Annotated in this window: 13 protein-coding genes; 4 read left to right on the forward strand and 9 right to left on the reverse strand. The window is 63.2% G+C overall.

Going from position 1 to position 14,619, the window contains the following annotated elements; genetic code table 11:
• Nucleotides 1–168: 168 nt before the first annotated feature.
• The 4 genes from AMK05_RS05265 to AMK05_RS05280 are packed head-to-tail and all read right to left on the reverse strand — an operon-like array spanning nt 169 to nt 4,609.
• On the reverse strand, nt 169–963 hold the full coding sequence (locus tag AMK05_RS05265; protein WP_064837160.1) for an aldolase: 795 nt from the start codon (nt 961–963) through the stop codon (nt 169–171).
• Nucleotides 964–999: 36 nt separating this feature from the next.
• The gene (locus AMK05_RS05270; RefSeq protein ID WP_064837161.1) at nt 1,000–2,160 is read right to left on the reverse strand and encodes a M20 aminoacylase family protein; all 1,161 of its coding nucleotides are present in this window, start codon (nt 2,158–2,160) and stop codon (nt 1,000–1,002) included.
• Nucleotides 2,157–3,401: a Zn-dependent hydrolase gene (locus tag AMK05_RS05275; RefSeq protein WP_064837163.1), complete on the reverse strand. Its 1,245-nt coding sequence runs from the start codon at nt 3,399–3,401 to the stop codon at nt 2,157–2,159. The genes AMK05_RS05270 and AMK05_RS05275 overlap by 4 nt, the downstream gene beginning before the upstream one ends.
• Nucleotides 3,398–4,609, reverse strand: a complete 1,212-nt coding sequence (locus AMK05_RS05280) for a diaminopropionate ammonia-lyase (RefSeq protein ID WP_064837165.1) — start codon at nt 4,607–4,609, stop codon at nt 3,398–3,400. The genes AMK05_RS05275 and AMK05_RS05280 overlap by 4 nt, the downstream gene beginning before the upstream one ends.
• 106 nt (nt 4,610–4,715) lie before the next feature.
• Between AMK05_RS05280 and AMK05_RS05285 the strand changes: the two genes are divergently transcribed.
• The 3 genes from AMK05_RS05285 (at nt 4,716) to AMK05_RS05295 (ending at nt 6,230) form a co-directional block, all read left to right on the forward strand.
• Nucleotides 4,716–5,198 carry an Lrp/AsnC family transcriptional regulator gene (locus tag AMK05_RS05285; protein WP_064841284.1) on the forward strand — a complete coding sequence of 161 codons (483 nt, stop codon included), beginning with the start codon at nt 4,716–4,718 and terminating at the stop codon, nt 5,196–5,198.
• 148 nt (nt 5,199–5,346) lie between these two features.
• Nucleotides 5,347–5,760 (forward strand): hypothetical protein, encoded by a 414-nt coding sequence (locus tag AMK05_RS05290; protein WP_237352173.1) that lies wholly within the window; start codon nt 5,347–5,349, stop codon nt 5,758–5,760.
• 80 nt (nt 5,761–5,840) lie between these two features.
• Nucleotides 5,841–6,230 carry a hypothetical protein gene (locus AMK05_RS05295; protein WP_143535809.1) on the forward strand — a complete coding sequence of 130 codons (390 nt, stop codon included), beginning with the start codon at nt 5,841–5,843 and terminating at the stop codon, nt 6,228–6,230.
• Between the two features lie 165 nt (nt 6,231–6,395).
• On the opposite strand, the gene AMK05_RS05300 is transcribed toward AMK05_RS05295, so the two are convergent.
• Genes AMK05_RS05300 through thrC form a run of 4 tightly spaced genes read right to left on the reverse strand, consistent with a single transcriptional unit; the run spans nt 6,396 to nt 12,675 of the window.
• On the reverse strand, nt 6,396–9,308 hold the full coding sequence (locus AMK05_RS05300; RefSeq protein WP_064837171.1) for a sensor domain-containing phosphodiesterase: 2,913 nt from the start codon (nt 9,306–9,308) through the stop codon (nt 6,396–6,398).
• Nucleotides 9,305–9,919, reverse strand: coding sequence for a GNAT family N-acetyltransferase (locus AMK05_RS05305; protein WP_064837173.1), 615 nt, complete (start codon nt 9,917–9,919; stop codon nt 9,305–9,307). The genes AMK05_RS05300 and AMK05_RS05305 overlap by 4 nt, the downstream gene beginning before the upstream one ends.
• Nucleotides 9,920–9,948: 29 nt before the next feature.
• A complete protein-coding gene (locus AMK05_RS05310; protein WP_064837175.1) occupies nt 9,949–11,247 on the reverse strand; it encodes a M16 family metallopeptidase in 1,299 nt (432 codons plus the stop codon).
• Nucleotides 11,248–11,250: 3 nt separating this feature from the next.
• Nucleotides 11,251–12,675, reverse strand: coding sequence for a threonine synthase (gene thrC, locus AMK05_RS05315; RefSeq protein WP_064837177.1), 1,425 nt, complete (start codon nt 12,673–12,675; stop codon nt 11,251–11,253).
• Nucleotides 12,676–12,951: 276 nt separating this feature from the next.
• Between thrC and AMK05_RS05325 the strand changes: the two genes are divergently transcribed.
• On the forward strand, nt 12,952–13,599 hold the full coding sequence (locus AMK05_RS05325; protein WP_171899820.1) for a hypothetical protein: 648 nt from the start codon (nt 12,952–12,954) through the stop codon (nt 13,597–13,599).
• A gap of 322 nt (nt 13,600–13,921) precedes the next feature.
• Here AMK05_RS05325 and AMK05_RS05330 read toward each other — a convergent pair whose 3' ends face one another.
• A complete protein-coding gene (locus AMK05_RS05330; RefSeq protein WP_064837183.1) occupies nt 13,922–14,611 on the reverse strand; it encodes an HAD family hydrolase in 690 nt (229 codons plus the stop codon).
• Between the last annotated feature and the right edge of the window lie 8 nt (nt 14,612–14,619).

Raw genomic sequence — 14,619 nt, forward strand, 5'->3', positions numbered from 1 at the left:
GTGCAAGCCATGAGAGGCGCACATCGCAGGCCGCAGGTCAATGGCCATCATTGGAGGGGAAGGGCGCGCCCGCTGCCGGTCGTCAAACCTTCCTCGCGCGGGAATTGATTGGCGATCGAGCCCCCCGCAACGCGCGGCTGCAACCTCACGCGCTGGAGAGACTGGCCGTCAGTTTTTGAATTCGGGCTGCGTCCGGTCGAGCGTGCGCTTGATCGATTCGAGATGGAGGCGTGCGGACTCCGGATCGCCTTCCCGCATCTGCAGATAGGCCGCCTCGGCGATCTCCGGAGCGACAGGCAGGACCTTTCGCCCGGTCGACAGGGCAAGGGTCTGAACTTCGCAGGCTCTTTCGAGATAATAGAGGTCGTCCCAGGCTTCCGCTATGGTCGGGCCGCAGACCATGACGCCATGATGCTTCATGAAGACGATGTCGGCATCGCCGATCGCCGAGGCGATGCGATCGCCTTCGCGCTCGTCCAATGCGAGACCGTTATAGTTCGCATCCACCGCGGTGCGCCCGTAGAATTTCAGGGCGGTCTGGCCGGCGAAGATGAGCGGCTCGCCCTCCGTCATCGAAAGCGCGGTGGCATAGGGCATGTGCGTATGAAAAGCAGCCTTTGCCCTGGGAACGTTCTTGTGAATGCGGGCGTGAATGTAAAAGGCGGTCGCTTCCGGCTTTCCCTCTCCGGCAACGACGTGACCATGAAAATCGCAGACGAGCAGCATGGATGCGGTCAGCTCGCTGAACGCGTAGCCGTAAGGATTGACGAGGAACAGGTCGTCATAGCCCGGCACGACGGCGGAGAAGTGATTGCAGATGCCTTCCTCCATTCCGTAATGCGCCGCCATGCGGAAACAGGCGGCGAGATCGACGCGCGCACGCCAGATTTCTTCGGTTTCCAGCTTCGGCTGATTGGCGCCGGCCGAACTTGAAACGGAGGAGGTGTTCAGTGAATGGGCCATGATGTTGCTCCCTGCTGGGGTGAAGGACGGCGGATGTCAGCCTGCGTTCAACCGTCGACGGACGATGCTCGCGTGGAAGTTGGCGCCGTGGATCAGCCCGTCGTCGTTGAAATCGTAATTCGGATTGTGGAGCGGCGCGGAATCTTTCCCATTGCCCAGGAAGACGAAGCAGCCGGGGACATGGTCGAGGAAACGCGCGAAGTCTTCCGATCCGGTCATCGGCTCGCGCCGGATCTTGACGTTTTCGGACGGGAAGACGCTGCGGGCTGCGGCAAAGGCTTCCTCGACCAGGGCGGCATCATTGAGCAGGGGGATGAATTCTCTGGTATAATTCACCTCGGCCGCGACATTGTGGGCGAGCGCCGTCCCCTCGGCAATCAGGCGCATCTGCGTCTCGATCGCCGCGCTGACCTCGGGGCGGAAGCTGCGGGCATCGCCCAGGATACGCGCCAGCCCGGGCAGGGCGTTGCGGGTGCCGTCGGTCAGAAGTTCGGTCACCGAGACGACGCCGATATCGGTCGGGTCGAGCCGCCGGGAAACGATGGTCTGGAGGTTCGTCACCAATGCGCAGGCGGCGACCAGGACTTCGTTGCCGGAATGCGGACGCGCCGCGTGTCCGCCGACGCCCTTCAGCACGATCTCGAAATTATCCTCCGCCGACATGATCGCGCCGGCGCGGGTCTGGAATACGCCGACCGGAAGACCCGGCATGTTGTGCAGGCCGTAGATTTCGTCGAAGGGAAAACGCGTCATCAGGCCGTCGCCGAGCATTGCCAGGGCGCCTTTGCCCCACTCCTCGGCCGGCTGAAAAATGAACCGTACGGCGCCGTCGAAATCGCCGTCCTCCGCCAGCATCCTGGCGGCGCCAAGCAGCATCGCCGTATGCCCGTCATGGCCGCAGGCATGCATCAGGCCTTCGGTCTGCGAGCGATAGGGCCGATCGCCCTGTTCGGTAATCCTCAGCGCATCCATGTCGGCGCGCAGCGCGATGGAGCGGTTGCCGCCGCCGCGCCGGAGCGTTCCGACGACCCCGGTGCCGCCGACACCTTCGACAACCTCGTCGAGCCCGAACTCCCGCAATTTCCGGGCGACGAAAGCCGCCGTCCGCTTCTCGTCGAAGCCGAATTCGGGATGGCTGTGAAGGTCGCGCCTCCAGGCGGTCATGTCCTGTTCCAGCGTCCGGCTGTTCATGCTCATTCTGGCCGTTCCCCTGTTGCAAGTCCGCAAATGACGTCGAGGAGGATATTCGCTCCGGCGACGAGGTCTACGTCTGTCGTGAACTCCTTCGGATTGTGACTGATGCCGCCGCGGCTGGGAACGAAGATCATCGCGCTTGGCGCGATGCGGGCGATCATCTGCGCGTCATGGCCGGCGCCCGATGTCATGCGCCTGCATGCCAGGCCGCGATCCCCGGCGGTCGCCTCGATCAGCCGAACGATCGCCGGATCGAACTTGACCGGCCCGAACCGCGCCAGCCGCTCGACTGAAATGCCGACCTTTTCCTCGGCCGAAAGCAGCTCGAGGAAGGCAGCGAGCGCCGCTTCCTCTTCCTTCAGGCGGTCTTCGTCCGGATCACGCAGATCGACGGTAAACGTCGCTCGAGAGGGAATGACATTGATGGCGTTCGGCTCAAAAGCGATGCAGCCGACGGTCGCGACAGTCGGGGTGTTCGAGACTTTCGCCCGGTCCCGCAGAAAGGCGATGACGCGGGCGGCCGCATAGCCGGCGTCCCGGCGCATCGAGATCGGCGTCGTGCCGGCATGGTTGGCATCGCCGTCGATCGTCACCCTCTGCCAGGAAATGCCCTGCAGGTTCTCGACCGCGCCGACCGACACACCCTCTCTTTCAAGAACAGGACCCTGCTCGATATGCAGCTCGACATAGGCGTGCGGCGTCAGGAAGCCGGGCGCATGGGTGCCGGCATAGCCGATCCGCGCCAGTTCATCGCCGAGCAGCGTGCCGTCGGTGCCCACCGTCTTCAGCGCAGCAGTGACATCGAGGCCTCCGGAATAAACCAGCGAACCCATCATGTCGGGCGCATAGCGCACCCCTTCCTCATTGGTGAAGGCGGCAACGACAATCGGGCGCGACGGTTCGAACCCTTCGTCTTTCAGCGTCTGGATCACTTCGAGGCCGGCCAGCACGCCGTAACATCCGTCATAGATGCCGGCATTGATCACCGTGTCGATGTGGGAGCCGAGCATGAGCGGCTTTTCCTCCCCGCCCGCGCCATTCCAGATGCCGAAAATGTTGCCGATACGGTCAACGGCGACCTCCAGCCCGGCTTCCTCGAGCCAGGCGACAAACTGATCGCGCCCCAGCTTTTCGCTATCGGAGGCCGCCAGTCGGACAAGCCGTCCCTCCGCATCGCGGCCGATCTCGCCAAGCGTGGAGAGGCGCCCGAGCAGACGCGCCGGATCGATCGAACGGCGGCTCATGCTGAAACTCCGGTCTTGGATTTCGCGGCGACCGCGGCCGGTGATCGCCCGACGATCTCTTGATATTTGCCGGGATCGGTCGCGCCTTCGGTGTTCACCAGCAATATGCGCGAATGGCCGTCGAGAGACAGGGCTTGCTTGATCGCGGGATCGCCGACAGCGCGGATCAGCCCGGCAAGCCCGACGCCGCCGCTTTCGCCGGCGACAATCGCCGGATCGTTTCCAGCCGGATCGGCAAGCCGCTTCATCACCGCGATCCCCTCGTCTTCGTCAACGGTCATGAACGCGTCGGCGACGCGGGAGAGGATACGCCAGGCAACGAGGGACGGTTCGTAACATTCGAGCATCGCCATGACGGTCGGCGCGCCATGGGCAACGGTCACCGGATGCCCGGCCCGCGCCGTTTCGAACAGGCAGGCGGCGCGGGCGGGATCGACGACTGTGAAGGTCGGGCGTTCCTCGCCGAAGGCGATGGCCATGTGGCCTGCAACGGTGGCGGCGATCCCGCCGACGCCTGCCTGGATGAAGACATGGGTGGGCGGCTGCGGCATTGCCCTGAGCGCTTCCCGCACAAGCGCGGTGTAGCCCTGCATCACCAGCCCGGGAATGCGCTCATAACCCGCCCATGAGGTGTCCGAGACGATGGTCCAGCCTTTTTGCTCGGCCATGCGCGCCGCCTCGCGAACGGAATCGTCATAGGTGCCGTCCACGCGGATGATCTCGGCGCCGAAGCGGGCGATGGCGGCGACGCGTTCGTCGCTGACGCCGGCATGCACGAAAATCGCCGCCCGGGCTCCCACAAGCTGCGCGCCCTGGGCCACCGACCGGCCGTGATTGCCGTCGGTGGCGCAGGCGACGGTCATCGTCCCGGCCACCCCTAGCACAGGAGAAGACTGCAATTGCGAGACATCGACGGCGCGCCCGAGCCTGTGTGCCGCCTCATCGAGAACCAGCCGGATCACCGCATAGGCGCCGCCAAGCGCCTTGAAGCTGCCGAGGCCGAGCCGGTGGCCTTCGTCCTTGATGTGGATTGCGGCGACGCCGAGTTCGGCCGCCAGCGCCGGCAGAGCAACGAGCGGCGTTTCCGCATGGTTTTCCCGGAACGCCAGCTGACGCTCGACCGCATCTGCGGCTTTCATTCCGAGAGTTTCGGCGTCCCGCGGGTCGAGCGGCTGACGGTAGTCGGAAGTGCTGTTCAGCAGAAACATGCGTGCCTCGCTTTCGGTTGTCCGGCTAAAACATATTGCAGGGGCCGCGAAAAAGGCGCTGTATTTCGGCGTTGGTTTTGCAATTTTGTTTCGTTGGAGCCCCGTTTTGAGCCGCCCGGTAAAATCCCCCCTGGATGCGTTCGACCACAAAATCCTGGCGATCCTGCAAAGGGACAATATGACGCCGCAACGCACGATCGGCGAAGCCGTCGGCCTGTCCGCGCCTGCCGTCCAGCGCCGGATCAAGCGGATGACGGAGGATGGGGTCATCCGGGCAAACGTCGCCGTTCTCGACCCCGCAGCGCTCGGCCAATCGATCACCATCTTCGTCGAGGTGGAGGTGATCAGCGAAACGGCAAAACAGATTGAACAGGCCAAAAGCCAATTCGCGGCCGCGCCGGAAATCCAGCAGTGCTACTACGTCACCGGCGAGGCCGATTTCATCCTGGTCATCGTCGTCCCTGCAATGGCCGACTACGAGGCACTGACACGGCGGCTGTTCTTCGGCAACAACAACGTCAAACGCTTCCGCACATTCGTCGCGATGGATCGGGTGAAGGTCGGTCTCAGCGTTCCCGTCGAGCGCTGAGACCGGCGGCCCCTGGTGAACGCTCTCTCATCGTCCACAATTTTGCGAATATTTTCAGATGTCAACGCTACGAAGTGTGGAGCGTCAACCGGGCCACCCCGTTGCGGCTTTCGCCGTGCTGTTGAGTTCCTGCGTGCAGTCGAGCACTATGCGCGTGTCCAAGAACCAAATGATAATTCAGACCAGCGCAGAGCCGATGTGCGGCAGCGTTGGGGCAGCGAAGGCTGCGCAGAAGCAGGCTGCAGTCGAGACCATCAAGGCGGGCTATGATCGTTACATCATCACGTCTGCGGCGGCGGCAAGCAACGTGACGGCAACTCAGATGCCGGGACATTACAATACCTACGGCACCATAAACTCCTACGGTGGCTATGGCACGGTCAATGCGACGACGACCTATACGCCTGGCCCGATCATCTATGGCGGCTCACACGACCAGTCTATTGGCGTGGTGATGTTCAAGGACGGCGAGCCGGGCAGCAATCAAGCAGTGTCCGCTCGCGAAGTACTCGGTTCTAAATGGGCGGTGATCGTCAAGGATGGCGTAAACCTCTGCAACTAGAGCGGTTCATCGCTTATCGGAATCGGCAGAGGTCGGCAAAGGGACGGACTCATTTACGATACCTCTAAGGTGATACGCCAATGAACGCGAGAATTCGAGCAAAAAGAACATTAAAGAATCTGAGGCGCTATGAAGCGATGCCATCGCCGATCTGGCACCAGAGAGAGGAATTTGGCTTCTTGATTGGGATATATTCTAATCCAGGCCCCAGTAACGCTAAGATATTTATATTGGATAAGGGCATATTTTGGGGCGACGGTGGAGAGGGCAAGTCATTCCTCTATTCCGAGGTAAAGTTGGTGTCCGTTCTAGAGGGAATAGAGAGCGTTGAAATAATCATCTTGACTGACGGGGGCAAGGAGTTACGGATTCCTGTCTGCGGCAGGGACGGACAATACTCCGACTGCATGCTCATGCTTCGATTCATGGATAGGGTTGTAGAGGATGCGAAAAAATATCCCTACGAGTGAGCCGCACCGGCCGATTTACGAAAATGCTGCATTTCTCCCGATCGATCACCGAAGTCCGATCCTTGAAAGGATAAATATCGAGCCTCCGGGCCTATCACTTTGTCAATTGGGGCCAAAGGTGGCCTTTGCCGCCGAGACCCGCAACGCTGAAACCGGCCGCCCCGCTCACGCCCGCTTGGTCAGCGGAAACCGTTCCCGCAGCAGTCGCAGCACTGATTCCGAGGCGATCGGTGGGCCGAACAGATAGCTTTGCCCGTAGTTGCAGCCCATCTTGGCAAGCTCGATCGCATCCTCGTTGGATTCGATCCCTTCGGCCACCACCTTCATTTCAAGTTCGCGCGCCATGGCGATGACCGATCTGAGCACGGTCGCCTTCTTGTCGCTGCCGTCGCGCACCAAGGCCTTGTCGAGCTTGATCATGTCGAAGGGGAAGCGGGTGAGATAGGCGAGCGAGGAATAGCCGGTGCCGAAATCGTCGAGCGCCAGGCCGATGCCGGCTTCCTTGAGCTTCTGCAGCACGAGCCGGGCCTGTTCCGGATTTTCCATGACCATGGACTCGGTCAGTTCGAGCTTGAGGCGGGCGGGCTGGCAATGGGTCTTGGCGAGAACCGAGCGCACGTCGTCATAGAGCTCGTTGTTGAGCAGCTGCACGCTCGACAGGTTGATCGACACGAAGATCGGCAATTCGCCGGTCTGGTTCTGCCAGCTCATCAGGTCGTTGGTCGCCTGCTCCAGCGCGAACATGCCGAGCGGGCCGATGAGATCGGAGGCCTCGGCGATCGGGATGAATTCGGACGGGGGAATATTGCCGCGTTTGGGATGTTCCCAGCGCATCAGCGCCTCGAAACCGGCGACCTCGACATCTTCAAGCCGGGCGATCGGCTGGTAGACCATCGACAATTCCTTGCGCTCGATGGCGCGGCGCAGGTCCGTTTCGAGCTGCAGCCGGTCGGTGCCGAAGTCGCGGAAGGCCGGCTGGAACGGCTCGACCCGGTTGCCGCCGGCCCGTTTTGCCCGGTACATGGCAAGCTCGGCATCGCTGAGCAGGCCGCTGGCGCTCTCCTGCCGGTCGACCCAGGAGGTCAGGCCGATCGAAGCGGTCAGGATGATCTCGCGGTTGGCGAAGTTGATCGGCACCATGATCGCCTTGCTGATCGCATCGGCGAAATCGGCGACCTTGGCGGGATTGTGCTCGGACACCAGGATGAGACCGAACTGGTCGCCGGCAAGCCGCGCCAGCGTGTCCTGCGGCTTCAACAGCCGGCGCAGGCGCCGGGTCAGCGCAATCAGGATATTGTCGCCGGCGGCGACCCCGAGCGCATCATTGACCAGCTTGTAGCGGTCGATGTCGATCACCATCACGGTGGGCTTCAGCGTATCGCCGCCCGGCGCCAGCGCCAGCACCGCCTGCAGCCGGTCGAGGAACACCTGCCGGTTCGGCAGGCCGGTCAGATTGTCGTGCAGCGCATCGTGCAGCAGCCGCTCGACGGAATTTTTCTGCTCGGTGACGTCGACGATCGTGCCGACGCAGCGGATGATCTCGCCGTTCGAGCCGAGCACCGGCCGGGCGCGGATCAGCAGCCAGTGGAAATGCCCGTCCTCGGCGCGGATGCGGAATTCGTGGTTCAGCCGCCCGCGCCGGTGTTCGAGCAGCACGTCGAGCGTGGCGCGGAAGCGGTCGCGATCGTCAGGATGCAGCCGCGGCAGCCAGTTGCGCGCCGCGCCATGCATGGTGCCCGGGGACAGGCCGAGCTTGGTCGAAACGTCGGGAATGGTGACGACGCGGTCGCGCGCCACGTCCCAATCCCACACCATGTCGCCGGAGCCGGTCAGCGCCAGCGATTGCCGCTCGAGATCGGAAAACAGCCCCTGCTGGAAGGCGCCGCCGGCAAAGGCGTGCTGCATGACGGTGAAGCCGATCAGCAGCACGATGAGCACCAACCCGCCGCCGAGGGCCGGCTGGATGATGTCGTTGTCGAGCCGCCCGGTGACCGTCAGCCATGCGCCGAACAGCCAGACGAGCGTCAGCGCCCAGGCCGGCACCAACAGGATGGCGCGGTCATAGCGGTTGAAGCCGAGATAGACGATCAGTAAGAGCCCGGTCGCCGCCGTCAGCGCGAAGGAAAGCCGGGCGATGCCGGCGGCAATCGACGGATCGTAGATCGCGACGCCGAAGAGCAGGGCAAGGCCGAGCACCCAGGCGAGCGTCGCGTAACCCAGATGCGCATGCCAGCGGTTGAGGTTCAAATAGGTGAACAGGAAGATGACGAAACTGGAGGCGAGCGCCACCTCGGCGCAGGCGCGCCATATTCGCTGGTCGGCCGAGGCCACGCTGATCAGCTTGCCGAGGAAACCGAAGTCGACGCAGATATAGCCGAGCACTGCCCAGGCAAGTGCGGCGGTCGCCGGCAGCATCGAGGTGCCCTTGACGACGAAGAGGATGGTCAGGAACACCGCCAGCAGGCCGGCAATGCCGAGCACGATACCGCGATAGAGCGTGAAGGCGTTGATCGTGTCCTTGTAGGCGTTCGGTTCCCAGAGGTAGATCTGCGGCAGCTCCGGCGTCGACAGCTCGGCGACGAAGGTGATGACGGCGCCGGGGTTCAGCGTGATGCGGAAGACGTCGGCCTCGTCGCTCGGCTGCCGGTCGAGCGCGAAGCCTTCGCTCGGCGTAATCGCGCTGATGCGCTGCGAGCCGAGATCCGGCCAGAACAGCTTGGAATTGACCAGACGGAAATGCGGCGCGACGATGACCCGCTCTAGCTGTTCCTCCGAGACATTGGCGAGCGCGAACACCGCCCAGTCGCCCTGGTGATTTTCAGAGCTTGCCCTGACCTCGATGCGGCGGCGGATACCGTCGGCGCCGGCCGCCGTCGAAACCTGGAAGGCCTCGCCCTGGTTGACGTAGATTTCGGTCGTCGCGGTCAGGTCGAGCGCGGTGTCGTCACGGGAAATCTTCACCGGTTCGGCCGCCTGGGCAGCGCCCGCCGAAAGGGCGAACACCGCCAGCAAAAAGGCTGCGATCACCGCGATCAAACGTCCGGACGGTGACTTGGGCAGCATGCGGTCTCTGGTCATCGGCTGTCGGTTTTCCTGCCTTTATCCGTATCGGTGGCGAGACGTGAAAACATCACATGGTCATGCCACTGACCGTTGATCTTCAAGTATCCGCGCAGATAGCCTTCCTGCTGAAACCCGGCCTTTTCAAGCAGACGGATGCTGCGCGCGTTATCTGGAATACAGGCTGCTTCGATACGGTGCAACTCAAGCCCGGCGAAGATGTAAGGAATAACCAATTGCAGAGCGGCGAACATATGCCCCTGGCCGGCATGGCGTTCGCCCATCCAGTAGCCGATCATGCAGCTTTGTGCCGCACCCCGCCTGATATAGCCGATGGTAATGCCGCCGACGAGCGTCTGGTTTTCCTTGAGGAAAATGAACAACGGCACCGCCTGGCCCGAGGCGTATTCCTGCTTGCCGCGGATGACGCGGGCGCGATAGGCGCCCTCCGTCAGCTCGTCGCGCCGCCAGGTCGGCTCCCAGGGTTCGAGGAACTTGCGGCTTTCGGCGCGCAGCCGGTGCCACTGGTTGAAATCCTGGTAGCGCGGCAGGCGCAAGAGATATCGGTCGTTTTCCAGCTCGACCGCATCCGGCTGCCGCGACAGGAACCGAAACACCGATTTTGGCATCGATCACTCCCGGCAGGACGAACGCCGGCTCAGCGGCCGGCCTGCATCGTCTTCGGTGCCGGGACCGAAAGCGAAGCGGTGATGTCTTCCATCGGCGCAAGCTGTTCCAGCGGCCCGATCGCCGAAAGCGTCGGCACCGTGTCGTAGAACAGCCGGCCGGCGAGATCCGTCAGCCGCTCGATGGTGATGCCTTCGAGCCGCTCCATCATCTCCGGATTGGAGATCGGCCGGCCGTAAAGCATCATCTGCCTGGCGATCTGGCCGGCGCGCGAGGCCGGGCTTTCCTGGCCCATCAGCAGCTGGGCGCGGATCTGGGCGCGGGCGCGCTCGATTTCCTTCTGGTGGATCTCGTTGGCGGATTTGTGCAGCTCGTCGATGATGACGGGCACCAGCTCCGGCAGGTTCTCGCCGCCGGTCGCGGCATGAATGCCGAAGATGCCGGTGTCGGAAAAGCCCCAGTGGAAGGCATAGACCGAATAACAGAGGCCGCGGAACTCACGCACTTCCTGGAACAGCCTGGAGGACATGCCGCCGCCGAGGATGTTGGCGAGGATCTGCGAGCAGTAGAAATCGCGGGCGTGGTAGGGCTTGCCCTCGAAGCCGAGCAGGATCTGCGCGTCCATCAGGTCGCGCGGCTCGCGCACGCTGCCGCCGATATAACGCGCCGCTTCCATCACCGGCGGCGCCGAAGGCTCGCTCGGCAGGCTGGCGAAACGGTCCTCGACCATGCGCACGAACTCGTCATGCTCGACGGCGCCGGTGGCGACCACGAACATGCGGTCGGTCGTGTAGTTGCGGCCGAGATAGGCGCGGATCTGCTGCGGCGTGAAGGAGACGACGGTCTCCGGCGTGCCGAGGATCGCCCGGCCGAGCGTCTGGTCGCGATAGGCGACCTCGGAGAACCGGTCGAACACCACGTCGTCGGGCGTGTCGTTGGCGGCGTTGATCTCCTGCAGGATCACCTGCTTCTCGCGCTCCAGCTCTTCTTCCTCGAAGGCCGATTCCGTCAGGATGTCGGCGAGGATATCGACGGCGAGCGGTACGTGGTCTTTCAGCACGCGGGCGTAGTAGGAGGTGGTCTCGGTCGACGTGGCGGCATTGACCTCGCCGCCGACATCTTCGATTTCCTCGGCGATCTGGCGGGCCGAGCGGCGTCCCGTTCCCTTGAAGGCCATGTGTTCGAGCAGGTGGGCGATGCCGTGCTCGTCTGCCGTCTCGTTACGCGATCCCGATTTGATCCAGACTCCGAGCGCAACGCTTTCAAGGTGCGGCATGGTTTCTGTCACTACTGTCAGCCCGGATTTCAGCCGGGTGCACTCAACTGTCATTGGCTATCTTTCTGCGCCTGCCGTCGTCTTGCCGCGGGCGTGTTTGCCGATAAAGGTCTCTACGGCTTTCAGCTCCGGTTCGATGATCTGGAAGCGCTCCTCCCTGTGCATCAGATCAGCAAGCCACGTCGGAAGCGCCGGGTCAATACCGCAGGCCGATTTTACGGCGGCCGGGAATTTCGCCGGATGCGCGGTCGAAAGCGTCACCATCGGCGTATTCGGCTTTTCCTTCTTCCTGGCGACGAAGACGCCGATCGCCGAATGCGGATCGAGCAGATAACCGGTCTCGGCATGCGTCGTGCGGATCGTCTCGGCCACTTGTTTTTCGCTGGCGCGGCCGGCCCGGAAGTCGCGGCGGATCGCCTTCAGCGCTTGCTCGCCGATCTCGAAGCCGTTGGATTGCTTGAGGCTTTCCATCGCCGCGCGCACCTTCGAGGCGTCGCGTCCATAGGCTTCGAACAGCAGCCGCTCGAAATTCGAGGAAATCTGGATGTCCATCGACGGCGAGCTCGTCGCCTTGACCGCCTTCATGTCGTAGCGGCCGGTCTTCAGCGTCCGCTCCAGGATGTCGTTCTCATTGGTGGCGATGACAAGCCGGTCGATCGGCAGGCCCATGCGCTTGGCGCCGTAGCCGGCGAAGATATCGCCGAAATTGCCGGTCGGCACCGTGAACGAGATCTTCCGGTCCGGCCCGCCGAGCGCCACCGCCGCCGTGAAATAATAGACGATCTGGGCCATGATGCGCGCCCAGTTGATCGAGTTGACGCCGGAGAGGCCGACCTTGTCGCGGAACGCCGCGTCGTTGAACATCGCTTTGACGAGGTTCTGGCAATCGTCGAAATTGCCCTCGACGGCCAGCGCATGCACGTTGCCGGCTTTGGAGGTCGTCATCTGCCGCTGCTGCACCGGCGAGACTTTGCCGTGCGGGAAGAGAATGAAGATGTCGGTGCGCTCGCGCCCCGCAAAGGCGTCGATCGCCGCCCCGCCGGTATCGCCCGAAGTGGCGCCGACGATCGTCGCCCGCTTGCCGCGCTTCTCCAGCGCATAATCCATCAGCCGGGCCAGCAGCTGCATCGCCACGTCCTTGAAGGCGAGCGTCGTGCCGTGGAACAGCTCCATGACGAAGCTGTTCGGCCCGGTCTGCACAAGCGGCGCGATCGCCGGATGGCGGAAGGTGCCGTAGGCCTCGTCGATCATCGCCCGGAAGGTCGCTTCGGGAATCTCGCCATTGGTGAAGGGCGACAGGATGGTGAAGGCGATCTCCTGGTAGCTCTTGCCGCGCAGCGCCCGGATTTCTTTCTTCGAAAACTGCGGCCATTCTCGCGGAACATAGAGCCCGCCGTCGCGCGCCAACCCGGTCAGCAGGGCGTCGCAAAAGCCGAGGGCAGGGGCCTCGCCGCGGGTCGAGATATAGTCCACGTTCATCATCCTTGATCTATCGCTGGAGGAAATCCGGTCGGGCTGAGCCGTGGCCCGCACTGCCGGAAACCGGCCCCGGAATCGAGAAGGGGCTGCGCTTGCGGCCATGCCATCGCCGTTATCTTGTTGAAGTTGCCCGCATCCGGCGGCGAAAAGTGCATCAAAACGGCGCGTACCCAATCGATTTTTGTTTGCGCCGCTGATATAGACCATCGCAAACCGTCATGAAAGGCCTCACGGAAAAGACATGGGGCCTCCAAGAAACGCTTGTGCAAAGGGTGGAACATAGTGCTCGGCAAGGTCTCGCGTCTCATCGTCTCCGCTTCTCTTCTTGCCCTGCTCGCCGGCTGCGACACGCTCGGCATCGGCGGCGACAGCAAGTCGGCGGCGGCGCCGGCGCAGCCGAACGGCACCGCCCAGATCATGCCGCTGGCACCCGCCAACCCATCCTCGAGCAATCCTTCGATCGGCACCGCCAAGACGGCACAGGGCACCGTCGCCCCCGTCGTCCAGGGCGCCTGCCCGCAGATCTTCATGCGCGACCAGGATGCGATCTTCCGCACCTATGCCAAGGGCAAGAAGGACGATCCGCAGCAGATCGTCTTCCAGGCCTCCTTCGGCGATTACACCCGCCAGTGCTCGCTGAGCGACACCAACCTGACGATGACCGTCGTCGCCCAGCTGCGCCTGATCACCGGCCCGGCCGGCGCCCCCGGCCCGGTGACCCTGCCGATCCGCGTCACCATCCTCGACGGCGAGACCGTGCTCTATTCCGAGGTCACCAAATTCCCGACCGAGATCCCGGCCGGCGCCCCGGGCACCCAGGTGATCTTCCGCAAGGACGGCATCAAGATGCCGGTCGGCTCCGGCGCCCTGGTCCGCGTCAATGTCGGCTTCGACACCCAGCCGGCCAAGACCAAGAAGAACAGCTGAGGAAAGAAGTGCCCGCCCGCATGGGTCCTCGGGTCAAGCCCGAGGACGACGGAGGGTGGAGGAATGCATGTGGCAAGGACCGCAGGCGCAGCGGTTTAGCGGAATTGGTGACCGTTATTTTGCCCGATCCGCACGCAAAACCGCCCGCGCATTCTGCTGGAATTCCTCCAGGCATCTCGCCTCTTGCCGGTTGATCTCCCCACACTCCGTCATACTCGGGCTTGACCCGAGTATCCACGCCGCAAGCACTCCGCTGAATTTGTTCGGCGGCCGTCAACAGCTCGCCTGCATGGCCCCGCGAGGCGGGCTCAGCGCCTAAGCCCTAAAGCACGCCTTCCCAGGCAGCCAGCGCGGCGACGACGCCGGGCAGGTCGTTCATGCGGGAGATCGCCGTTTCGGCGCCGGCATCGGTCAGCTTGTCGGCATGGGCGGGATAGCTGTGCGAGGCGCCGGTGAAGCCGATGACGCGCATGCCGGCGGCGCGCGCTGCATGCACGCCGTGCACCGAATCCTCGACCACCACCACCTTGTCGGGCGACACGCCCATCTGGCTTGCGCCGTGCAGGAAGATGTCGGGCTTCGGCTTGGCCCGGTCGGGACCGAGATCCTTGGCGGAAAAGATATTCGGGGCAAACAGCGGCTTCAGCCCCACCTTGGAGAGCATCATGTCGAGCCGCTTCGTGCTCGAATTCGAGCATATGCAGCGCTTCATCGAGAGCCTTGAGACGGCGAATTCGACGCCTGGAATAGCCTTGACGTCATTCGCCAGCCTGGTGTCGAGCAGCTGCTCGGACTTCTCCAGCAGCGAGGCCGAAAACGGGATGCTCGCTTCGCGCTCGATCTGCAGCAGGATGTTGCGCCATGTCATGCCGGCGAAACGTTCGCCCATTTCCTCGACGCTGATCGGATATCCGGCCTCCGTCAGAAGCGCGGATTCGACTTCCGCGGCGATGATTTCGGAATCGACGAGAACGCCGTCGCAATCGAAGATGATGAGATCGAAGCCGTTCATATGTTCAC

Source organism: Rhizobium sp. N324, assembly GCF_001664485.1.
Lineage (GTDB): Bacteria > Pseudomonadota > Alphaproteobacteria > Rhizobiales > Rhizobiaceae > Rhizobium.